We start from the raw sequence: 23,203 nt of genomic DNA on the forward strand, positions 1-23,203 counted from the left end.
CGCCAAATCACTGATTTGGCGGGCCCCCAAGGCAGTGGCCCGACACTTGCTCTACGCTTGGAATCCTCCCCAACAAAACACATAAGCCAGGAGAGACACCATGCGTTACGCACATCCGGGTACCGACGGCGCCAAGGTTTCGTTCAAGAGCCGCTACGGTAACTACATCAATGGCGAGTTCGTGGCTCCGGTCAAAGGCGAGTACTTCACCAACACCTCGCCGGTGAATGGCCAGCCCATCGCCGAATTCCCCCGCTCCACTGCCGAAGACATCGACAAAGCCCTGGACGCCGCCCATGCCGCCGCCGACGCCTGGGGTCGCACCTCGGTGCAGGACCGCTCCAACGTCCTGCTGAAAATCGCCGACCGCATCGAACAGAACCTGGAAGTCCTGGCCATCACCGAGACCTGGGACAACGGCAAGGCCGTGCGTGAAACCCTGAACGCCGATATCCCGCTGGCGGTGGACCACTTCCGCTACTTCGCCGGCTGCATCCGCGCCCAGGAAGGCGGCGCTGCCGAGATCAACGAAGGCACGGTGGCCTACCACATCCACGAGCCGCTGGGCGTGGTCGGGCAGATCATCCCGTGGAACTTCCCGATCCTGATGGCCGCCTGGAAACTCGCCCCGGCCCTGGCCGCCGGCAACTGCGTGGTACTCAAGCCTGCCGAGCAGACGCCGCTGGGCATCACCGTGCTGGTGGAACTGATCGGCGACCTGCTGCCGCCTGGCGTGCTCAACGTGGTGCAAGGCTATGGCCGTGAAGCCGGCGAAGCCCTGGCCACCAGCAAGCGCATCGCCAAGATCGCCTTCACCGGCTCCACCCCGGTCGGCTCGCACATCATGAAATGCGCGGCCGAGAACATCATTCCGTCCACCGTCGAGCTGGGCGGCAAGTCGCCGAACATTTACTTCGAAGACATCATGAAGGCCGAGCCGTCCTTCATCGAGAAGGCTGCCGAGGGCCTGGTGCTGGCCTTCTTCAACCAGGGCGAGGTGTGCACCTGCCCGTCCCGCGCGCTGGTTCAGGAATCGATCTACGACGAGTTCATGAGCGTGGTGATGGACAAGGTCAAGAAGATCAAGCGCGGCGACCCGCTGGACACCGACACCATGGTCGGCGCCCAGGCGTCGCAGCAGCAGTTCGACAAGATCCTGTCCTACCTGGAGATCGCCGAGAAGGAAGGCGCCCAGTTGCTCACCGGCGGCAAGGTGGAAAAACTCGATGGCAGCCTGGCGACCGGCTATTACATCCAGCCGACCCTGCTCAAGGGCAACAACCGCATGCGCGTGTTCCAGGAAGAAATCTTCGGCCCGGTGGTCAGCGTGACCACCTTCAAGGACGAAGCCGAAGCCCTGGCCATCGCCAACGACACCGAGTTCGGCCTGGGCGCCGGCGTCTGGACCCGCGACATTAACCGGGCCTACCGCATGGGCCGCGGGATCAAGGCGGGCCGTGTGTGGACCAACTGCTACCACCTGTACCCGGCGCATGCCGCGTTCGGCGGGTACAAGAAGTCCGGCGTGGGCCGTGAAACCCACAAGATGATGCTCGATCACTATCAGCAGACCAAGAACCTGCTGGTGAGCTACGACATCAATCCGCTCGGGTTCTTCTAAACCCTCAGCCGCAAGCCGCAAGCTACAAGCGGCAAGAAAGAGCAGGCGCGTGAGCCCGCTTTACTTGCAGCTTGCAGCTTGAGGCTTGCAGCTCCCCGCAAGCGCTTTCACCACCAACAATAAAGAAAACTGGTGACTCCCCATGCCTAGCGATCATTCCGCCGGTTCCCCGGCAGGCTCTTCCGTCGATTTCGAAAAAGTCGGCTCCGATTACTTCCAGCAACGTGAACTGAAAAAAGGCGCCGCCGGCTGGGTCCTGCTGGTGGGACTGGGCGTGGCCTACGTGATTTCCGGCGACTACGCCGGCTGGAACTTCGGCCTGGCCCAGGGCGGCTGGGGCGGGATGTTCCTCGCCACGCTGCTGATGGCCACCATGTACCTGTGCATGTGTTTCTCGCTGGCCGAACTCTCGTCGATGATCCCCACCGCCGGCGGCGGCTACGGCTTCGCCCGCAGCGCGTTCGGGCCCTGGGGCGGGTTTCTCACCGGCACGGCGATCCTCATCGAGTACGCCATCGCCCCCGCCGCCATCGCCGTGTTCATCGGCGCCTACTGCCAGTCGCTGTTCGGCATCGGCGGCTGGATGATCTACCTGGCGTTCTACATCATCTTCATCGGCATCCACATCTTCGGGGTCGGTGAAGCGCTGAAACTGATGTTCATCATCACCGCCGTGGCGGCCATCGCCCTGGCGGTATTCTTGGTCGCGATGGTCCCGCACTTCGAGGCGAAGAACCTGTTCGACATCGTCCCGACCCAGGCCGTGGGCGCCAGCGAGTTCCTGCCGTTCGGTTACGTCGGCGTGTGGGCGGCGATCCCCTACGCGATCTGGTTCTTCCTCGCGGTCGAAGGCGTACCGCTGGCCGCCGAGGAAACCAAGAACCCGCGCCGCGACCTGCCCCGCGGCCTGATCGGCGCCATGCTGGTGTTGCTGGCCTTCGCCTTGCTGATCCTGGTCATCGGCCCAGGCGGCGCCGGCTCCGAGGCGCTGAAAAGCTCGGGCAACCCGCTGGTCGAAGCCCTGTCCAAGGCGTACGGCGGCTCGACCTGGATGGGCAGCTTCGTCAACCTGGTGGGCCTGGCCGGCCTGATCGCCAGCTTCTTCTCGATCATCTACGCCTATTCCCGGCAGATCTTCGCCCTGTCCCGCGCCGGTTACCTGCCGCGGGTGCTGTCGCAGACCAACAAAAGCAAGGCGCCGGTACTGGCGCTGATCATTCCCGGCCTCATCGGTTTCGCCCTGTCGCTGACCGGCCAGGGTGACCTGCTGATCCTCGTGGCGGTGTTCGGCGCTACCCTGTCCTATGTGCTGATGATGGCCGCGCACATCACCCTGCGCATCCGCCGCCCCAAAATGGAGCGCCCATACCGTACGCCGGGCGGCATCCTCACCTCCGGCGTGGCACTGGTGCTGGCGTGCCTGGCGGTGGTCGCCGGTTTCCTGGTGGATCCACGGGTGGTCATCGGTGCCGCGATCATTTATGGCATCCTGATTGCGTACTTTGCCCTGTACAGCCGGCACCACCTGGTAGCCGGCACCCCGGAAGAAGAGTTCGCCGCGATCCAGAAGGCTGAAGAAGCCTTGCACTGACCGCCTCACCGCGCCGCCGGCCGGCCCGGCGGCGCTCTGGAGATTCCGAATGGCAAGTTTCGTACACACGGCAGGCAACCAGACCTACCGTTTCGACAGCCTCAAAGAGGTCATGGCCAAGGCCAGCCCAGCCCGTTCCGGCGACTTTCTCGCCGGTGTGGCGGCCAGCAACGATGGCGAACGGGTCGCTGCGCAGATGGCCCTGGCCGACATTCCCCTCAGCCATTTCCTCAACGAGGCACTGATTCCCTACGAAGAGGATGAAGTCACCCGGCTGATCATCGACACCCACGACAAACAGGCCTTCGCTCCGGTCAGCCACCTGACCGTTGGCGGGCTGCGCGACTGGCTGCTGGGCGACCAGGCCGACGAAGCCAGCCTGCGGGCGCTGGCACCGGGGCTGACCCCGGAAATGGCCGCAGCGGTCTCGAAGATCATGCGCGTTCAGGATTTGGTGCTGGTGGCGCAGAAGATCCGCGTCGAAACCCGTTTTCGCGGCACCATGGGCCTGCGCGGGCGGCTCTCGACCCGACTGCAGCCCAACCACCCCACCGATGAGCCGGCGGGCATCGCTGCGAGCATTCTCGACGGCCTGCTCTACGGCAACGGCGACGCCATGATTGGCATCAACCCGGCCACCGACAGCATCGCCTCGATCTGCGCCCTGCTGGAGATGCTCGACGCAATCATCCAGCGCTACGACATCCCCACCCAGGCCTGTGTGCTGACCCACGTCACCACCTCCATCGAGGCGATCAACCGTGGCGTGCCACTGGACCTGGTGTTCCAGTCCATCGCCGGCACCGAGGCGGCCAACGCCAGTTTCGGCATCAACCTCAACGTGCTCAAGGAAGGCTACGAGGCGGGCCTGAGCCTGAACCGCGGCACCCTCGGGCAGAACCTGATGTATTTCGAGACCGGCCAGGGCAGCGCGCTGTCGGCCAACGCTAACTTCGGCGTCGACCAACAGACCTGCGAGACCCGCGCCTATGCCGTGGCCCGGCACTTCAAGCCGTTCCTGGTCAACACCGTGGTCGGCTTCATCGGCCCGGAGTACCTGTACAACGGCAAGCAGATCATCCGCGCCGGCCTCGAAGACCACTTCTGCGGCAAGCTGCTCGGCGTGCCCATGGGCTGCGACATCTGCTACACCAACCACGCCGAAGCCGACCAGGACGACATGGACACCCTGCTGACCCTGCTGGGCGTGGCCGGGATCAACTTCATCATGGGCATCCCCGGCTCCGACGACATCATGCTGAACTACCAGACCACCTCGTTCCACGACGCGCTCTATGCCCGCCAGACCCTGGGCCTGAAGCCGGCGCCGGAATTCGAGGCCTGGCTGGCACGCACGGGCATCTTCACCCAGGCCGACGGCCGGGTGCGTTTCGGCGACAACCTGCCGCCGGCCTTCCGCCAAGCCCTGGCACAACTGGGATAAGCGAGCCACCTCATGGACAAGCAACCGACGCCCACCGACAACCCCTGGCTCGAACTGCGCCGCCTGACCCCGGCGCGCATCGCCCTGGGCCGCGCCGGCACCAGCCTGCCGACCCAGGCACAACTGGATTTCCAGTTCGCCCACGCCCAGGCCCGTGACGCTGTGCACCTGCCGTTCGACCACGCCGGCCTGCGCGAACAGTTGCAGGAGCGCGGCCGCGACAGCCTGCTGCTGCGCAGCGCCGCCCACGACCGCCACCAGTACCTGCAACGGCCCGACCTCGGCCGCCGCCTGCACGAGGACTCCGCACAGGTGCTGCGTGAGCACGCCCAGGCCAATCCGGGGGGCGTGGACCTGGCCATCGTCGTCGCCGACGGCCTGTCGGCGCTGGCCGTGCACCGGCATACCCTGCCGCTGCTCAACCGCCTGGAAGACCAGATCGCCGCCGATGGCTGGTCCAGTTCGCCGGTGATGCTGGTGGAACAAGGCCGGGTCGCGGTGGCCGATGAAATCGGCGAACTGCTGGGTGCCCGCATGACGGTGATTCTCATCGGCGAACGTCCCGGCCTCAGCTCGCCGGACAGCCTCGGCCTGTACTTCACCTGGAACCCGAAAGTCGGCCTGACCGACGCCTATCGCAACTGCATCTCCAACATCCGCCTCGAAGGGCTGAGCTACGGCATGGCCGCACACCGCCTGGTGTACCTGATGCGCGAAGCCTGTCGGCGGCAACTCTCCGGGGTGAACCTGAAGGACGAAGCGCAGGTCCAGACACTGGAATCGGAAACAAACACGCAATCAAACGGAAATTTCCTGCTTGGAAAGTCGTGAATGACAGCTACTTTTTCGTCGATTGCGCTTTTTTTCCGCTTTAGGCAGCATCTGGGGCGACGGCTGCCCAAGATTCGCCGCCATTCCTATCGAAACACGAGGCCTGCTTATGCGAATCATCCAAGCAACCCTTGAGCACCTGGACCTGCTTGCCCCGCTGTTCGTGAAGTACCGCGAGTTCTACGGGCAACTGCCGTACCCGGACTCTTCCCGCGCCTTCCTGCAGAAGCGTCTGGAGCGCGGCGAATCGGTCATCTACCTGGCCCTGCCGGACGATGACGACAGCAAGCTGATGGGTTTCTGCCAGCTTTATCCGAGCTTTTCCTCGCTGTCGCTCAAGCGTGTGTGGATTCTCAACGACATTTACGTCGCCGAAGACTCCCGGCGCATGCTGGTGGCCGACCACCTGATGCGCGAAGCCAAGAAAATGGCCAAGGAAACCAATGCCGTGCGCATGCGCGTGTCTACCAGCAGCGACAACGAAGTGGCGATGCGGACGTACGAATCCATCGGTTTCCGCGAAGACACCGAGTTCAAGAACTACGTCCTGCCGATCAACTGACACGCCGCAAAGCGGCAGATCACTTGCTATCCAGTGGGAGCGGCTTCAGCCGCGATCGGCGGCGTAGCCGTCGCAGAACCTGAATCCGCGATTCCTCTGGAAGACCGGGAACACAGGTTTCATGGCCGCTATGCGGCCAATCGCGGCTAAAGCCACTCCCACCTTGATATGTGCCTGGCTGCAACATATTCAGCGATCTGCACAAGGCTCAAGCCTCCGCACATTCAGCTACAAACTGCGTAAGCAGAAATATCTTGTAGCCGTATAATGGCGCCCTTCATATCGTGTGAATTTTTACCCTTCCTTGTGGGTAACCTTACGCTCTTCGCACTGCCAGCCAACGCATTGAACACAGGTGTTGTACATGGATTTCAACCCGCTGGACCTCATTCTGCATCTCGACACCTACCTTGATCTGTTGGTCAACAACTACGGGCCGTGGATCTACGCCATCCTGTTCATGGTGATATTCTGCGAAACCGGTCTGGTGGTGATGCCGTTCCTGCCGGGCGACTCCCTGTTGTTCATCGCCGGCGCCGTGGCCGCAGGCGGCGGCATGGACCCAGTGCTGCTCGGCGGTCTGCTGATGCTCGCGGCCATCCTCGGCGACAGCACCAACTACGTGATAGGGCGAACAGCCGGGGAACGCCTGTTCCGCAACCCGAACTCGAAGATCTTCCGCCGCGACTACCTGCAGCAGACCCACGACTTCTACGAGCGCCACGGCGGCAAGACCGTGACCCTGGCGCGCTTCCTGCCGATCCTGCGCACCTTCGCGCCGTTCGTCGCCGGTATCGCCCACATGCCGTACCTGCGTTTCTTCGGCTTCAGTGTCGCCGGCACCATCCTCTGGGTCGGCGGCCTGGTCACCCTGGGTTACTTCTTCGGCAACGTGCCGTTCATCAAGACCAACCTGTCGCTGATGATCGTCGCCATCATCCTGCTGTCGCTGCTGCCGGTGATCATCGGCGTCGTCCGCAGCCGCATGAACCGCGGTACGGCCAAGGCACACTGATCCGCCGGCATGTGGAGCCTGAGCGCCTGGCGGCGCCGCCGGACGCTGGCCCGGCACCCGATCGACCCGTCACTCTGGCAGCAGGTGCGCGCGCGCCTGCCGATCCTCGACGGGCTGAGCGACGACGAGGACCAGTGGCTGCGCGAAGCCTGCATCCTGTTCCTCCACGACAAGCACCTGACCCTCCTGCCGGGCGTCGAGCTGAATGACGGCGACCGCCTGTTCCTCGCCGCCCAGGCACAGTTGCCGCTGCTGCACCTCGGTGCACTGAACTGGTACCAGGGTTTCCACGAAATCATCCTCTACCCCGATGACTTCCTCAGCCCCCAGCGCCACCGCGACAGCAGCGGCATCGAGCATGAATGGGACGCCGAGCACAGCGGCGAAGCCTGGCAACAGGGCCCGGTAATCATGGCCTGGCCCGGCGTGCAGAGCAGCGGTGTGTGGGAAGGCTACAACCTGGTGATCCACGAGCTGGCGCACAAGCTGGACATGCTCAACGGCGACGCCAACGGCCTGCCGCCCCTGCACGGCGACATGCGCGTCAGCGACTGGGCAGGCGCCATGCAGCACGCCTACGACGACCTCAACCGCCAGCTCGACCGCAACCCCGACGCCGAGACCGCCATCGACCCCTACGCTGCCGAGAACCCCGCCGAGTTCTTCGCCGTCACCAGTGAATACTTCTTCAGCGCGCCTGACCTGCTGGTTGAAGCGTATCCGGCGGTATACGCGCAGCTTCGCGGCTTTTACCGACAGGATCCCCTGGCGCGCCTCCAGCAACTGCAACTGAGCCACCCCGCTTACAAAGAAGCGCTGGAGTGAATCGGTCAAGCATCGGGGCGGGCGTGGCAAGCGTTTCCGAATGTGCCTATAATCGCGGCCAATTTTTGGTCAAACACGGGGGCAACGCCCAATGAGCTACAGCAAGATTCCAGCCGGCAAAGACCTGCCGAACGACATCTACGTCGCCATCGAGATCCCGGCCAACCACGCGCCGATCAAGTACGAGATCGACAAGGACAGCGACTGCCTGTTCGTCGACCGTTTCATGGCCACCCCTATGTTCTACCCGGCCAACTACGGCTTCATCCCGAATACCCTGGCCGACGACGGTGATCCCCTGGACGTGCTGGTCGTGACCCCTTACCCGGTTGCTCCAGGCTCGGTGATCCGCGCCCGTCCGGTCGGCATCCTGAACATGACCGACGACGGCGGCGGCGACGCCAAGGTCATCGCCGTACCGCACGACAAACTGTCGCAGCTGTATGTCGACGTCAAAGAGTACACCGACCTGCCAGCCCTGCTGCTGGAGCAGATCAAGCACTTCTTCGAGAACTACAAGGATCTGGAGAAAGGCAAATGGGTCAAGATCGATGGCTGGGGCAATGCTGACGCTGCCCGCGCCGAGATCACCAAGGCCGTTGCTGCCTACAAGGGCTAAGCAACCCGCCTGACGAAGAAGCCCCGCACTCCGCGGGGCTTTTTCATGGGCGATCGAAAACACAAACAGCGACTTTTCCTACGATTTCCTAGGCAATTGCTGTAATTCCAACCCATCGAGCTCCGGAAACATCTCAACCCAATGTTTATAGGAAGCCTTGCCTCGGGCCACTAGAATCACTGCCCATGAATACATCCGGTGATCGACTCAAGGCACTGCTGAACGAGTGCAACCTGACCGCCTCGGACTTCGCGGCGCAACGCAGGGTAACGCCCCAGCATGTGAACAACTGGTTTCACCGTGGCGTGCCCCAGGCCCGCCTCGATGAAATCGCCGAACTGCTGTGCGTGCGCAGCAAATGGCTGCGCACGGGCGAAGGTCCCAAGCACAGCAGCCCGCTGCCGCGCATGAGCCGCGGAGACAACCGGCCCAGGAACGAGCCACCGGACCACAGTGCCCTGGCCACTTACGGCGACGGTGATCTGCAGATCCCTTTCCACGACCTTCAACACGGCCAGTTGGCCGTCAGTGGCAGCCGCTACCTGCGCCTGCCCCGCCATGCCTTCGACCGTCTCGGCGTCGATCCGGCGCAGGCCGCGAGCCTGACCATGCCGGACTACAACATGACCCCGCTGATCCCGTTCGGCGCGCCGCTGGTGATCGACCGCGGCCTGACCCGGGTGGTCGATGGCGAGATCTACGCCGTCCTGCACAATGGCCGCCTGCGCATCAACTGCCTGAGCAAGCGCTCCAACGGCGCCCTGCGCCTGCACAGCCACGACAACGAAGCCTTCCCCTGCGAGAACTACAGCGTCAGCCAGAGCCGCAGTCAGCAACTGGAAGTCCTCGGCTGGGTGTTCTGGTGGGCTCAATTTCGCGCAGAGCGACCGGACTGAGAGACAAGAATGGTGCATTTTTTGCTGGGCATTGCGAGCCATTCCCAGTATGCTACGGCCCACCTCTGCTCCGGCTGCCGCTTGCATGCCAGAGCCTGGCGAGGCCTCACACAGCCCTCGCCTTTTCGACCCCGTGTCGAACCAACGATTTGAAGGCGGTTGCGGCTTACCAAAAGTCAGCCAAGACTGTCCCCGAGAAGCCGGCCACAAGCCGGCTTTTTAATGCCTGAAAGATACGTAATACGCGGCCTTACTCAAAAGCATCAATTTATTCCCCCACTTATTCCCCCATTCTGTCGCTACGTGATCGTTCCTCCTCATTTCTATATAGCTGGGCGGCGGCTACGTCAGGAAGAGGTGTTGGCCGGACGTATCTTCGCTTTTGCATCACAATCCGATTCACTCAAGCCACCTCGTGTGTAGGCCGTTTCGCCAAGGAACGTAGGACGTCTTGAGGTACACTGGATTTTTTTCGCTCGTGGAATCAGGATGGCGACGGAATGGCGAGCATCCGCTTGGGGGCGGTTGCTAACAAAAACTGAGCAGTGGCGTCTATACGTCGAGGGCGACCAGCTTTTTTTGAGAGTTGGCGACAATGTTGTCGAGGTTCAGCCTGAAAATCTTCCTACGGTAGAGATAACCCGTGGACTGCTGTGGACGGATATTACTATCCGCCAAGGTCGCACACTCCGCGTGGACGGCTTACCTAACTCAAAGGAATCTCTACTACGTGACGAAATAGGTCGGCTCCTCACAGTCACTCGCCGGCAGCGCTTTCAAGAGTACTACTCGTCCATTCGAATCTGGCTGAACACTGTCGCCGAGTATGTGCAAAAGGTTGATTCGAAATGCTTGTGGTTGACTCATGAGATGCAGCAAGAGTTGCTAGCAGCTAAGCCGGATCTAAATATTGACGATAAAGCGTTAAACGAGCTATTCCAGACCTCAGAGATTCAGTCTTCGTTGCCGGATGCCGACACGACCGTTGAGCGCGATCTGGAGAGCTGGATGTGTGACTGGCCTGCGGCCTGGGCGCGGCGAAACGACACTCACATGCTTCAGGAGCTTGAGGCCTGCAAGGCTCTGTTGGCAGGGGTGGAAAGCAAACCTCTTACCGACGAACAGTCGCGGGCAGTGATCTGCTTTGATAACCGCGTTCAAGTCATCGCCTCCGCAGGCTCGGGAAAAACCTCGACGATGGTGGCCAAGGCAGTTTATGCCCTGCACCGAAAATTGGTCTTCCCCAGTTCTATCGTGATGCTGGCTTTCAACAAATCTGCTGCAGAAGAGCTTCAGGCACGAGTTGCACTATCGCTGAAGCGTGTTGATATCGAAGACGTACAGATCGAGGCCAAGACCTTCCACTCTCTGGGGCTATCAATCATTGCCGAAGCGACAGGGCGCAAGCCCCATGTGCCTGAATGGGCCGTGGAGAATGTCCTAGGCCTTCAGAAGCTCGTAACCATTATCGATGACCTCAAGGATCAGTCAGAAGAATTCAGAGCTGAGTGGGATCTGTTCAGACTGGTATTGGGGCGAGACATCCCGGCAGCCGGAGAGGATCAATTATTCGAGGCCTGGGACAAGGCAGGACAAGGTCGTCTTGTTTCTCTGAACGGAGACCATGTGGCGAGCCAAGAGGAGCGTATCATCGCTAACTGGCTCTTCTACAACGGTGTCAAGTATCAGTACGAACGCTCTTACGAGCATGACACCGCCACCGTCACGCACCGTCAATATTTTCCAGACTTCTTCTACCCTGAAGTCAACCTCTACCACGAGCACTTTGCCTTAGACGCATCCGGCAAAGCACCAGAGCATTTCAAAGGCTATGTTGAGGGTGTGGAATGGAAGCGTGAGACCCATCAAAGAATGGGCACATCACTCATGGAAACGACCTCCTATCAGTTGTACAGCGGCGAGATATTCAAGCACCTGTCCAATGAGCTGACCGCTCGAGGCTTGGTTCTTGATCCAAATCCAGACCGTCCGATCCCTGCTAGGGGGCTTGTGCCAATGGAGCACGCCGACCTAGCCAAACTGATCAGAACGTTCATCACTCATTTCAAGAGCAATAGCCTTACCTTAGATACACTTTATGAGCGCCTCGAAGACCTGCCGACTGACGCCTTCAGATATAGATACGAGGCTTTTCTGAAGTTAGCAATTCCGGTGCTTAACGGCTGGAACATGGCCTTGTCCTCAGAGAAGGGAATCGACTTTGAGGACATGATCAATATGGCTGCTGACGTGTTAGAGCGAGGTCATCCTTCTCCCTACAACTTGGTAATGGCGGACGAGTACCAGGATGCATCTCGAGCTCGTGCGCGCCTGTGTCGGGCATTGGTAACCGAGCCAGGCCGGCATTTTTTTGCAGTTGGTGACGACTGGCAGTCTATTAACCGCTTTGCAGGTGCAGACATATCTGTAATGACCGGCTTCCGGGAGTGGTTCGGGCACGGTCAGATCTACCGACTTGAGACCACATTTCGCTGCCCTCAAGAGATCTGTGACGTCTCGAGCCGGTTCGTCTCCAAAAACCCGTCGCAGTTGTCCAAACGAGTCACCTCAGTGACGCCCGCTTTGGATGTTCCGATTCAGGCGTTTCAAGTCCCTAACAGGAACGAAATTCAAGGGGGCATCAATCACTACCTTTCAGACCTACATGCACGCTTGACTGAGGGTACAGTACCACTAGGTAAAGGTGGAAAAGTTACTGTATTCATCCTAGGCCGCTACAGAAATGACAGGCAGTACATTCCTGAATACTGGCAACATGATTTCGGAAATCTTCTGGATGTCAAGTTTAAGACTGTCCACACCTCCAAAGGTGATGAGGCTGAATATGTTGTCCTACCTGGCATAGTCTCCAGAGGTTTTCCTAGCACCAAGAGTGATGACTCCCTACTTGGGCTAGTCATGCCAGCAGGGGACACGTATCAGCACAGTGAAGAGCGGCGGCTATTTTACGTAGCTCTAACTCGCGCCCGTCGTTCCGTAGCAATGTTTACCGTCATGGGTAAAAACTCACCTTTTCTCGATGAAATAGTCAAGGAGGGTGCTATCAAAGTTTCGAGCATTCGGGGCGAGCCGATAAAAGAAGATCGGTGCCCGGTCTGCAAGGTTGGCGTCATTGTCCCCCGACAAGGGCCATATGGAGAGTTTCGCTCGTGCTCGAGTTACCCCATGTGCCGTCACAAGCCTAAGCAACCAAGAAATAATTCAGATCAGCGGGGTGGCTCTACATATCGAGGCCCTTGGTGATCAACGATCTAAGGAAATTCTGAGAAAGACCTCCTGACTTGGCAAAATTTTCGAATACCAGCCGACGAAATCTTCGCTGATGAAACAGATTATGAAGTGGTCAAGTCATTCCCGAGCATTGGATCTAACCAGCACGATGGGTGCGCCTTGACCAGCAGAAATCGACCAAAATGGGGCGTACGTCTCGACAGTCAGTAGCCAAAGTGCTGAAATCAGCCAAACCAGACGTACGCACATGATTCCATTCAGGGGCGTGGCGATCTTTAGAACTCTTTAATTTAACTAAAATACATTTAACATAGGAATTTTGACATGTTTGGTTTTTTTAAAAAAAAGAAGGCCAAGGATGCATCGTTACCATTCGACACAAGACCAGCACCAGTCTCTGCGTTGGTTTCGAAACCACTACACGCTTTAAATAAAATGACCGGAGCCGAGCTTGCAGAGGAAGGTTTGCGGCAGATTGCCGTAGCGATCAAGAACAACGCTATCAAGATTGAGCCGGGGCGAGTCTATCCAGACGTCTACGCCCATGGCGACAAACCTGAAGGCGTTGCGCGGCTCACCTACGTTATGTTCAGCCCTACCGTTCAGAATGAGGTGATGGCTCGTTGCACCATCATTTTTGACTCTGTACGAGAAGGTGTCACTACCTGGCAGATCGACTGGGCCGTTGCTCAAAATTATCGTAACAACAATTGGGGCAAGACTATTGCACTTAAAGCTCTGACCGAGTTTTGCAATGGGATGCAAGGCAAGCTTTCTGGTGGGTTTGCCATCGAAGCAGTGGTAGATGAGGGCAATGAAGCGTCTATCAAAATCGCAGACGGCTTAATTGGCAATGAAGAAGTTATTTTTAACAAAGACACTGGAAAGAATGTTCATACATTCTTACGCCATTTCGAGCTGTAAGGCGCATCCATTGCACTGGTCAGATTCGATGCTGCGGATTCCACGACACTTGGACACCCTGACCACGATCATTTGGACGCTCATTCCACACTTACTTGGACACCTGATCCACACCCACTTGGCCAGGCAGTCGGAGCGCAGCGACGCAGGTTTGCATTGTTAGTCTGAAGCCCCTGTCGTCGTCAATTTCGTTGCGCGCCTACGCATCGATGCACCCTTCAGTTCGATCCGATAGGCGTTGTGCACCTGCCGGTCGAGGATCGCATAGCGAAGGGTCGGGTCGCCGATCAGTGCATGCCATTTGTCCACCGGCATCTGGCTGGTCACCAGTGTCGAGCGGTTGCCGTAGCGGTCGTCCAGCAGCTCGAGCATGTCGCACCGTTGCGCAGCGGTAAACGGCGCCAGGCCCCAGTCGTCCAGGTCGAACAAGGCGGCATGCGAATCACCGAATGCCAAAGGCAGGCAATCCAAGCCCTTATGGAGAGTATTTGAAGAACCGGACAGTGAGTAGCGAGACAGAAAGGGGCAGAATTCCTAATGTTTCCTTACGGCTATGAACAGGCGCACGGGGCCAGTGATACGCCCGACAGCCGGTATGCGCAGCCAGCGATGCGTTCAACATCAGGCCGAGCCGGCCTAGGTGGTCTAGGACGGTCATTATCCGAAATACTCAAAGTCAGATACTGCGACATTTGCGATAACTGCTACAGCCCTACATTTGCTGGTAGGCAACGGTGCAACAGGCCTGCGACCCACGCGCTGGTCACATCCGATGCAAGACGCTGGACAAGTCGAATGCAAGCAGGTGGTCAAGTGGGATGCAAACGCTTGGTCAAGTCAGGTGCAATTTTCCAGCAAGACTCGTGACCGGCCAGCGCTGCTCTCAGCAGTAGGCCGGACTGCCGTAGGTAATCCAGGGCGGACATCGTCCTAAGCTCTCAAAGTCAGGCGCTGCGACATTTTCGACAACTGCGGCAGCCATTGCTAGCGTGCGACGTCGCGACAAATGCCTGCGGGCGGTCTATTTGTAGCAGCCTGTCGCAACGGCTCAGTACCAGTTTTGCTGACGTGTAGCAGTTGTCGCAGCCGGATTAATTCTGAAACACTTACTGCCCCCCAGCAGTTGGTGATGCTCACACGGGCAGCTAGCAGTGCATCACGCACTCTTTGACCATTACCAAGAATCATCAGGTACCTCTGAACCTATGAGAACCGCAGCTCGCAGCCTCTGCATTGGCGGAGCCATAACGGCAGCGGCGTCTTGGTCTTGAGCAGAGAAGCCCACGTTAAAAGCATAAAAATCAAAAAAATATAGTTTATTTATCGTATTTATGGTGTATAAAAAGCGCTCACTCACTGGAGCATCACCACATGGGCCGACCCGCTGGCGTTAAGAACAAGACCCCTCAAGAACTGAAGATTGAAGCTGAATTGCTTAAGAGAAAGGCTGAAATGAAGGAGCTTGAGCGCAAGCGTAAAGAGCTACAGAAGCAGCGCCGCTCATAACATCAACACATGGATGAGTAGCAGATTGATGACAGCAAAACACAGCGGTGAATGCCCCTACTGCCAAAATACGGTGAAACCGGACATTCTTGAAAAGAACTCGATCCGGCGTGACCTCTGCGTATGCCCTGACTGCCAGGAAAAAATTCTTATATGCCGAACGCCAGGGTGCAGTAGCTACGCAAAGGGCGGTGAGAACTACGACGATGAGTTATGCCCTCGCTGCACGGAGAGTCTCACCAATGGCGCTGGTGAGGTCGTTAAATGGGGTCTTATGGCAGCGGCAGGGGTATTAGCCACAGCAGTTGCCGCCAAAGTTAGCGGGGAACAGAGTTAGTACCCTTTGAGGGTACGGCACTGGCTGTTTTCGCCCTGATGCCGGTATCGGCACAGGGCCGCTTACTGGGGCAGCACACGATCAGGTTAAATTTCCCGCCCCTGGCTTTCGCATTGGCGCACGGCCAGAAATCTCGCCCTAAGTCAGAACCAACAGGATCAACACTGCGACCACCATCAGCAGCACGCAGCTAGTAGCCGTCCAAATACCTGCCCAGCTTCAAATGATCGAACTGGGTGCATTACGCAAATCATCAGCAGCCTATTCAGCACGCCCTGTAGCGCGGTCTAGGGCATGAACAGCAGGGCCGACCAATTTCTGCGAACATTCGTCCAGTGCGCGCTTCTCGATCATGTCCCTGATCCACTCGACTGCCCTACCGGGCTACTTGCAACGACGAGTTGAGCTAGATCGCCACCACAAGGCTTTCCGTTGACCCTCTGTGGTCATGAAATGAAAGATACGAGGAGATTGAGGATTCGTCAGGCCTCGTCCTGTGACTGCCCCAGCAGCTTCAAGAACTCGATAGCGAGTCTGCGATTTTTTGGACTGAGCACCTGGAAATTTCGGCGCACCAAGATCACTTCATTGCTCTGATCAGATGCAACCTCTTCGCCACCTTCCGACTCAGATTCCGCGACAGCGTACAGCTCAGACATTTTCGTGCCTAGCGCGTGGCTGAGCTTGTGTAGCAGCTCCAGAGATGGCAACTGCTGCGACCTTTCGATCTTCGACAGATTACCCGCGTAGGTCCCCGCTTCTAGAGCAACCGCCTCCAGAGTGAGTCCCTTTTCCAGTCGAACCTTACGTATAGCCGCGCCGATATTCATCACGCGATTCTGTGGATGGCTTTCCAGCAGGGCAAAGTTATAGAGGAAAAAATTTCGCAAGTAACTTTTCCATGTGAGAACATTTGATGAGGAATGGATTGCTTCACGAGCAACTCCGCTAGCAAAAATGATCTCCAAGGGCGGAAACGAATGGACACCCAGCAGGGAAATGGTCAGCAGGCGGGATCTGGACGGCACACAGAAAGTGATTTTGGGATCAGCCGTTCGCGCCTGGGCTGGCTCAGCGTTCGGTTCGACGGCGGCCCGTCCTACCCAGAGATGGTCGCTACGCTCAAAGAAATGGTTGACCGGTATGGGCACTGCGTTAAACGCGGGGAGGGTCTCTCTGGATCCGACTGGCTCAGCCGTATCGAACAAGGCGGCATGCGAATCACCGAGTGCCAAAGGCAGGCAATCCAAACCCTTATGGAATGCAGTTGAAGAACCGGACCGGACAGCGAGTAGCGAGACAGAAAGGGGCAGAATTCCTAATGTTTCCCGCGGCTATGAACAGGCGCACGGGGCCAGTGGTACGCCCGACTTGCGAGACGCGTAGCCATCCAGCGATGCGTTCAAAAGTCAGGCCTGAGCGCCGTAGGTAATCCAGGACGCTCACTATCCGAGACTTCCAGAAGTCAGGTGCTGCGACATTTGCGATAAGTGCTACAGCCCGACATTTGCTGGTTTGCAACTGCGCGACAGGCTTGCGACAGGTTGCGACAAATGCCTGAGGACGGAGGGCTTGTCGCATGTTGTCGCAGACCGGTCGCAACGGCTCATCCTCAACTTTGCGGACCTGTAGCAGTTGTCGCAGTTGTTGCAGCCGGATTGATTCTGAAACGCTTGCCGTCCTCCATCAGCAGTTGGTGATGCTTCACCAAGAGCGCTAACAGTGCGTCACGTTGCTTTGCGCTTTTACGCGCTACGGGTGGTCCCTTCTGCTGTAATGTTCGGGCGTCGAAGGCATGCCAACCATTTTTGATCAGCCATTCCAGCAACTGTTGCGCCTTGAGCAACTGAGGATCGGCGCTCACTGGGTTGGTCAGTCGAAGCGCTTCACCTAGATACCAATTCACCAATGTGGCGGCGCGCTCGATGATAGGTTTACTCAGGTCTTCAACCTTCTCCACGATGGCGAGTACACCAGCGATTCTCAAGATGCTCTCCCCGCCTTTGGCTGCTGTCGGCTTGATCTCTTGCAAATTGCCGTCGCGCCCTAGGCTCATCTCGATGGCGTCGTGCGCTTTGACCCATACAGCTTTGGCGTCGGGGTCCATCACCAAAGCATTTGGCTCCAAGTCACCTTGTTCATTAGTAGGTGGCGCCAAGGCAAGAAGCTGCGCCATGCGCTCCCAGTAGCACCTTAGCCGCAGGTCGCGGTTCGGGTCGGCGTCTCTATAGAGACGAGTACCGGCTAAAGATTGCGGCCAAGCAATCAGGAAGCGCGCCAGAAAACCTTGCCCTTGCATGAGCGGGTTACTCAGCACCTCACTGGCAACAATGGGCTGAATCATCAGATGGGCACTCAACCGGCAGCCACTACGTGATGCACTTTCACCTTCGGCGGCGCGGGTGCGGATGATTGGTGCCCCATCCCAAAGTTTCGACAGACCCGCAACGCTCTTGAGCATGTTTTCGGGCCTACTCGCATACCCTCCAAAGAATTGCCCACCCTCATCGCTGAACACTCCTTGCGACGGATAGCCGCGCAGCAGCGACTTTTGCAGCCCTTCTAACGTGGGCTCTTCGGCCAGAATAAAAGGGGAAGGCGGCGCTGTGGGCTCTTTCAGCTTCCCCAGCTCACCGGCAGCGGTTTCAGGATCTCCTTTCGCCTTCTCCAGAATGACACTGCGGGCACATTGGTAGGCGTCGCGATGGTCCCGATACTGCTTTTGCTCAGCGCCGTAACCGTCCAGCAGTGCGCTTTGACGTTCATGGTGGGCACACAACGCCAGGCGGTCGGCGGCGGACTTTCGGTCACCTGACTCCGCCACGGTTAGCGCAAACAGTGACAGCGGGATCGGTTGCCCGTCTCGCTGCGCGTTGCCGTGTGGCTGTGCCGCCATCGCAGCGGCAGCCAGGACCGATTGCGCGGCAAGTGCTCCAGGAACCTGACATGCCTCAACAATTGCAGCGGCAGCGCCTCCCAGCAGCTCACCCAATGCGTCCAAGGGGTAAGGTGCTGCTGCTTCCATATCAGGTAGCAGCGGCAGCGGCTCTGGATAGCCAGGGTCGGGAATTAGGCTACCTACAGTCATTGGTTCGCCTCCCGCCATTGATGCAGGTCGTTGAAATCTGACAGGCTCAGGGGCTCAGCCCCGCACCAAGGAGGAAACACCACACCGCAGCCCAGCACAGCGGCAGCGCAGTTAGCGGCAGTGCGCCCAGGGTTGCCCTCGGTCTGACGATCATCGTCGCCAGCGATAATCAGAGGGCTCTGCGGGTGGGCGTGGCGCAGACGCTGAGCAGCGTGCAGCAGATTGCCGGCGTTCATAGCACAAGCCACGGCAGCCCCGCTGTGCTCGTGGATAGTCGCACCGGTTGCCCACCCTTCGCAGACGTACAAAGGAGCGCCAAGCTCCAGCCGGCCAATTGGGCTGTAGGCGCCAGTAACTTGCCCGCCATACATGAAGCGCTTGCTGCCGTCCGGGCCGATGCGTTGCAGGTTTACCAGTACTCGCCCGACATACAGCGGGATCAGCAGCACGTCGCCAGCCTGACGTAGATGGTGTGACTTGCAGCCCTTGGCGACCAAATACTCGTGATACGTGTCAGCCCGCATGGCATAGCGCCACACACTACGGGAACGAACAGCGGCGACCTGCTGGCGCTGACGCTGCTCGGCTTCACGCTGGTGGCGAGCCTGCTCAATGCGTCGGATGATGATGGCAGCCTCGAACGGATTGGCAGGCTTGCGGATGCTCCAATTGCTGGAGCATCCAGTCTTCCAACTGCCGAACGCCCCAGAGGCGATACCATCCGGGAATAGGACGTACCAACCGTTGAGGGTTCCGGGATTATCATCTGGCACCCAGAAACGGTGAATAGTACCGTCACACTCAGGCAACCAACCCAGCGGCCCGAACCTAGCTTGCATGGCGTCACGAAAAGCCAATTCGAGCTTCCGCTGGCAAAGGAGTTGGCTCTTTTCCATTTAGGCCAGCTCGCCAAGCTGCTCGGCAATCCACGCCTCGATCTCGAGCGAGTCCCAACCCACCGCGTGGGCGCCAGCAATACGGCGGGACTTAGGGAAACGGCCTTCCTTCATCAGATCGTAAATGGTGGTGCGCCCCAGCCCAGTGCGGGCCTTCACGGTGGGTAGGCGATAGATACAGCGGGCAGGTTGAACAATTGCGGTCATCGTCGTTACCTCTAGGTTTGCCCCGTTGTAGGGCGGACGATGTGCAAGGTATGCGGCAGGCGGGGTCGAAAATAGCCAGATGGGTTTCAGAAAACCCACCCCCCTGAAAGCAGCAGGGGGTGGGTGAGTTCAGCACGCGTCAGAGTAAAACCCTTTGCTGGCGCGGCTTTCGGGGGTGGGTGAGTTACCTTCAAAGGGTCTTGCTGGCACCTCCCTCCGGCTTCCAGTTCGCCACCTTGGCAGCCTCCTCTACACCCGTCGAGTTTGGCATTCCGTCATCTTTCGTCAGGCCACAGGCGGCTGCGTTTTCATTGAGCCACTTAGTCAAAGCTTTCTTCGGCGTCTTTCCACGCAGTAGCGCCATGTCGCTGGTAACGGCCTCCCATGCTCGGATGGCTGCGGCTAATTTGGGCGCGTAATGTGGGTGTGATTCATCCAGATAGCCGGGCTGCTCCTCAGCTACGTCTTGAAAAAAAAAGCCTGTTACCACTCCTCGACCTACTAACCATGCTTTCAGATCAGCAGTGGCGACAGTCGTATACTGCCAATCAGGGAGTGGGCGGTAAGCAGAGCCCTCGACAGATAGATTTCCGCCATCATTGGCTGTTGTCCCGCTCCCAAGGGAAAGCCCTGCGGGTGCATATCCAGCGTCGGCTGGCATATCAAAAATACCTTGCTCCTCTGTAGAGAGTCGAAGAGCCGCTTTAAGTGTTCCTCCCAGAACTGCGCTTTTTATGGCACTGAAAACTGCCTGAAACGCCCTGTCCGAGGATTGATCATTGAGATCAGGGCCCGTAGGGGGAAGATGTGTATGCTCTCCATTTCTAAAAAGCCTTGATGGTTGCTCTCCGACGGTAAGTGCCGCAGCGTCTTGTACGCTCAAATGATCAGACAGCCTCCAGTAATCCAACTCGCCCACTGCATATCCTCCCATTCCCACTTCCTTGAATAGATCTGCCAGCCGAACGGATGGGTAGCTCGCTTTTCGCGCCGTCGGATCAGGCTGGCAGGTGCTCATTCAGGCGCGTTTAAATTCACCCTGAATGACGTTCGTCGCTGGTGCACTAGTAATGAAACTCGCCCAATCGACCATAAGGGCGCGACGCTTGTCGATAAAGTCCGACCGGGAATAAGCGGCCTCGGTCTGGTCACGCTCATCATGGGCCAGCGCCAGTTCGCAAACTTCACGCGGATAATGGGTACGCTCGTTTGCCCAATCGCGGAAGCTCGAACGGAAACCATGTCGAGTCACATCGTCATGCCCCAGGCCATGCAGGAGATTGCGAATGGCGTTGGCGTGCATAACGCCGCTCTTGCCTTGGCCGGGGAAGAGGTACGCGCTGCCTTCGATACGGGGGAATTCTTGTAGCATCTCAACGACTTCGGGTGCCAATGGCACATCGAAGGCTTTGCGCATCTTCATTCGCTCAGCGGGCAGCGACCAAACACCCGCTGCCAGATCGAACTCCGACCACTCAGCAAAGCGCACCATATGCGAACGGGCGCCAGTCAGTATCAGCAGTCGGGCGGCCACAGCGGAGCGCACTTCGCTCTGCATCAGCTTGACCATAAGCGCCGGCACGTCTTGCCACTTCATCGCGGAGAAGTGCTGACGCTTACGGGCCTTTTTTTTCTCCGCATTACTCAGCAGGTTCTCAAGATGGCCGCGCCAGCGAGCCGGGTTGTCACCGTCACGTAGGCGGCGAGCCTTTGCGGCATCTAACACCTGCTCAATCTGGCCGCGTACCTCGTCGGCGGTACGAGTTTTCTCCAGCCAGATAGGGCGCAATACGCGCAGGACGTGTTCCGTTTCAATCTCGTTTGTCGCCATTCTGCCGATAACAGGGAAAGCGTACAGCTCCAGCTTTCGCAGCCAGCCGACTCGCCACTTATCAGACCAGTCCGAGCCATGCACCTCCATGTGCTCAATCGCCAGCTTCTCGAAAGTAACTTTACGCGCCTCTGTGACACGTTGCGCTTCCCGTTGCCGCTCCCGCTCAGCATCGCGGGTTGCCATCGGATCTGCCCCCGTAGCCAACACCTTGCGTTGTTCCCCGGCAGCAAGACGGGCGGCCTTCAAGCCTACTTTGGGGTAGCCGCCTAACCCCATCTCCCGGCGCCGTCCCGCAATTTGGTAACGCAGCACCCATGATTTACGTCCAGTGGCTTGCACGATCAGACGCAAGCCGTCGCCGTCTTCATAAGTACCCGGCTCCGCCAGGTTCTCGACTTGCTTGGGGTTCAGTTTGCCCATGCCTTGCTCCGCAGTTGAGTATGGGGAAAATCCTATCCCCCCATCTATTCCCCCATTTTCCCCCGGTAACAGGCAACGTGAGGCGAACATTTGCGGACGGATACTACCCTCAAAACCCCGTATCTACTAGACATTACGGATAGGCACGAAAAACTGCGAACTGATAAAAAGCCGGCCACAAGCCGGCTTTTTAATGCCCGTAATTCTTCCTCAGCACATCGCCGCGTCAATCACTTCGGCACGCCCAGAATGATGTGCGATGCCTTGATCACCGCCGTTGCACTCACGCCCTGCGCCAGGCCCAGTTCCGTGACCGCTTCGCGGGTGACGATCGAATAAACCCGTGTGCCGCCTGGCAGTTCGAGGGTCACCTCGGCATTGACCGCACCTTCATTCACGCTCACCACTGTGCCGTTCAGGCAGTTGCGGGCGGACAGGCGGATGTCGTCGCATTCGGTCATCAGCATGACCCACGGCGCCTTGACCAGCGCGACCACGTCCTTGCCCGCAGCGATTGCCAGGTTGCTGACGCTTTCCATCGTGACCACGGCCACCAGTTGCTCGCCGCCCGGCAAGGTCATGACCACTTCCGCGTTCACCGCGCCTTCCTGAACCTGGCTGACACGGCCGTTGAATACGTTACGTGCGCTGACTTTCATGAGGCTCTCCTTTTTGTTGACTCTTGGGTTAGTTTTTCTGCGCGCATGGTCAACGCCAGCGCTATGTAATAACAACCATAGCGGTAGAAACCGTTCACAAGCGTTGAATGGCACGCCTTCAGCTTCCCTTGGGCTCCTCCAGCAACGCCTGAATCACCCGCTCCTGCTCCTCGTATCTGCCTTCACCGAAATGCGCATAACGCACCTGCCCCTGGCGGTCGACGAAATAATGCGCCGGCCAGAACTGATTGCCCCAGGCATTCCAGATCCGGTAGTCGTTGTCCGCTGCCACCGGGAAGCCGATGCCCAGCTTCGTCACCCGATCACGCAGGGTGCCGATATCGTGCTCGTAGTCGTACTCCGGCGTGTGCACGCCAATCACCACCAATCCCTGGTCCGCGTACTTCCTTGCCCAGTCGATGACATGCGGCAGGCTGCGCTGGCAGTTGATACAGTCCCAGGTCCAGAAATCCACCAGCACCACCTTGCCTTTCAGGGCGGCGGCGTCCAGTGCAGGTGAGTTGATCCACTGTTCTGCGCCTGCCAGCGAGGGCATGGCGGGACGCTCGTCGGCACGGGTGGCGACCCACGCGGTGAGGCTGCCCAGGGCTAGCAGGATGAACAGGCCGGCGCTGGCAAGGGTTCTGTGTTTCATGACGGTGTCCTCCGGGTTGGG

20 protein-coding genes and 1 pseudogene are annotated in these 23,203 nt (G+C 58.7%); 12 read left to right on the forward strand and 9 right to left on the reverse strand.

Features of this window, described 5'->3' with window-relative positions; translation table 11 throughout:
* The first annotated feature begins 100 nt into the window (after positions 1–100).
* From exaC to AC05QJ_RS28475, 11 genes are all read left to right on the forward strand, one after another.
* Complete coding sequence (gene exaC / locus AC05QJ_RS28425; protein WP_476744526.1) at positions 101–1,621, forward strand: acetaldehyde dehydrogenase ExaC; 1,521 nt, start codon at positions 101–103, stop codon at positions 1,619–1,621.
* Positions 1,622–1,763: 142 nt separating this feature from the next.
* Complete coding sequence (gene eat / locus AC05QJ_RS28430) at positions 1,764–3,212, forward strand: ethanolamine permease (protein ID WP_476744527.1); 1,449 nt, start codon at positions 1,764–1,766, stop codon at positions 3,210–3,212.
* Between the two features lie 49 nt (positions 3,213–3,261).
* On the forward strand, positions 3,262–4,656 hold the full coding sequence (locus AC05QJ_RS28435) for an ethanolamine ammonia-lyase subunit EutB (RefSeq protein ID WP_476744528.1): 1,395 nt from the start codon (positions 3,262–3,264) through the stop codon (positions 4,654–4,656).
* A 12-nt stretch (positions 4,657–4,668) separates the two neighbouring features.
* Complete coding sequence (gene eutC, locus AC05QJ_RS28440; protein WP_476744529.1) at positions 4,669–5,487, forward strand: ethanolamine ammonia-lyase subunit EutC; 819 nt, start codon at positions 4,669–4,671, stop codon at positions 5,485–5,487.
* Between the two features lie 109 nt (positions 5,488–5,596).
* Positions 5,597–6,049 (forward strand): N-acetyltransferase family protein, encoded by a 453-nt coding sequence (locus tag AC05QJ_RS28445; RefSeq protein WP_476744530.1) that lies wholly within the window; start codon positions 5,597–5,599, stop codon positions 6,047–6,049.
* A 364-nt stretch (positions 6,050–6,413) separates the two neighbouring features.
* Positions 6,414–7,064: a DedA family protein gene (locus AC05QJ_RS28450; protein WP_476744531.1), complete on the forward strand. Its 651-nt coding sequence runs from the start codon at positions 6,414–6,416 to the stop codon at positions 7,062–7,064.
* A 9-nt stretch (positions 7,065–7,073) separates the two neighbouring features.
* Entirely contained in the window at positions 7,074–7,889 is an 816-nt protein-coding gene (locus AC05QJ_RS28455; protein WP_476744532.1) for a M90 family metallopeptidase, read from the forward strand.
* Positions 7,890–7,980: 91 nt separating this feature from the next.
* Positions 7,981–8,508, forward strand: a complete 528-nt coding sequence (gene ppa, locus AC05QJ_RS28460; RefSeq protein ID WP_065761987.1) for an inorganic diphosphatase — start codon at positions 7,981–7,983, stop codon at positions 8,506–8,508.
* A 185-nt stretch (positions 8,509–8,693) separates the two neighbouring features.
* Positions 8,694–9,404 (forward strand): LexA family transcriptional regulator, encoded by a 711-nt coding sequence (locus AC05QJ_RS28465; protein WP_476744533.1) that lies wholly within the window; start codon positions 8,694–8,696, stop codon positions 9,402–9,404.
* A 489-nt stretch (positions 9,405–9,893) separates the two neighbouring features.
* The gene (locus AC05QJ_RS28470; protein ID WP_476744534.1) at positions 9,894–12,668 is read left to right on the forward strand and encodes a UvrD-helicase domain-containing protein; all 2,775 of its coding nucleotides are present in this window, start codon (positions 9,894–9,896) and stop codon (positions 12,666–12,668) included.
* 312 nt (positions 12,669–12,980) lie between these two features.
* Positions 12,981–13,580 carry a hypothetical protein gene (locus AC05QJ_RS28475; RefSeq protein WP_476744535.1) on the forward strand — a complete coding sequence of 200 codons (600 nt, stop codon included), beginning with the start codon at positions 12,981–12,983 and terminating at the stop codon, positions 13,578–13,580.
* Between the two features lie 159 nt (positions 13,581–13,739).
* Here AC05QJ_RS28475 and AC05QJ_RS28480 read toward each other — a convergent pair.
* Positions 13,740–14,042, reverse strand: a pseudogene (locus AC05QJ_RS28480) (ATP-binding protein); the annotation flags it as partial.
* Positions 14,043–14,951: 909 nt separating this feature from the next.
* On the opposite strand from AC05QJ_RS28480, the gene AC05QJ_RS28485 reads away from it, so the two are divergent.
* Positions 14,952–15,086, forward strand: a complete 135-nt coding sequence (locus tag AC05QJ_RS28485; RefSeq protein WP_256589614.1) for a hypothetical protein — start codon at positions 14,952–14,954, stop codon at positions 15,084–15,086.
* 819 nt (positions 15,087–15,905) lie between these two features.
* On the opposite strand, the gene AC05QJ_RS28490 is transcribed toward AC05QJ_RS28485, so the two are convergent.
* From AC05QJ_RS28490 to AC05QJ_RS28525, 8 genes are all read right to left on the reverse strand, one after another.
* Positions 15,906–16,658, reverse strand: a complete 753-nt coding sequence (locus AC05QJ_RS28490; RefSeq protein WP_476744536.1) for a helix-turn-helix domain-containing protein — start codon at positions 16,656–16,658, stop codon at positions 15,906–15,908.
* A 377-nt stretch (positions 16,659–17,035) separates the two neighbouring features.
* On the reverse strand, positions 17,036–18,511 hold the full coding sequence (locus AC05QJ_RS28495) for a YfjI family protein (RefSeq protein ID WP_476744537.1): 1,476 nt from the start codon (positions 18,509–18,511) through the stop codon (positions 17,036–17,038).
* Complete coding sequence (locus tag AC05QJ_RS28500; protein WP_476744538.1) at positions 18,508–19,407, reverse strand: toprim domain-containing protein; 900 nt, start codon at positions 19,405–19,407, stop codon at positions 18,508–18,510. The genes AC05QJ_RS28495 and AC05QJ_RS28500 overlap by 4 nt, the downstream gene beginning before the upstream one ends.
* A complete protein-coding gene (locus tag AC05QJ_RS28505) occupies positions 19,408–19,614 on the reverse strand; it encodes a helix-turn-helix transcriptional regulator (protein ID WP_476744539.1) in 207 nt (68 codons plus the stop codon).
* A gap of 190 nt (positions 19,615–19,804) precedes the next feature.
* Positions 19,805–20,632 carry a hypothetical protein gene (locus AC05QJ_RS28510; protein ID WP_476744540.1) on the reverse strand — a complete coding sequence of 276 codons (828 nt, stop codon included), beginning with the start codon at positions 20,630–20,632 and terminating at the stop codon, positions 19,805–19,807.
* Complete coding sequence (locus tag AC05QJ_RS28515) at positions 20,633–21,868, reverse strand: tyrosine-type recombinase/integrase (protein ID WP_476744541.1); 1,236 nt, start codon at positions 21,866–21,868, stop codon at positions 20,633–20,635.
* A 230-nt stretch (positions 21,869–22,098) separates the two neighbouring features.
* On the reverse strand, positions 22,099–22,527 hold the full coding sequence (locus AC05QJ_RS28520; RefSeq protein WP_476744542.1) for a TOBE domain-containing protein: 429 nt from the start codon (positions 22,525–22,527) through the stop codon (positions 22,099–22,101).
* A gap of 118 nt (positions 22,528–22,645) precedes the next feature.
* The gene (locus tag AC05QJ_RS28525) at positions 22,646–23,182 is read right to left on the reverse strand and encodes a thioredoxin family protein (RefSeq protein WP_476744543.1); all 537 of its coding nucleotides are present in this window, start codon (positions 23,180–23,182) and stop codon (positions 22,646–22,648) included.
* Between the last annotated feature and the right edge of the window lie 21 nt (positions 23,183–23,203).

The organism is Pseudomonas sp. TUM25319, from assembly GCF_056388475.1.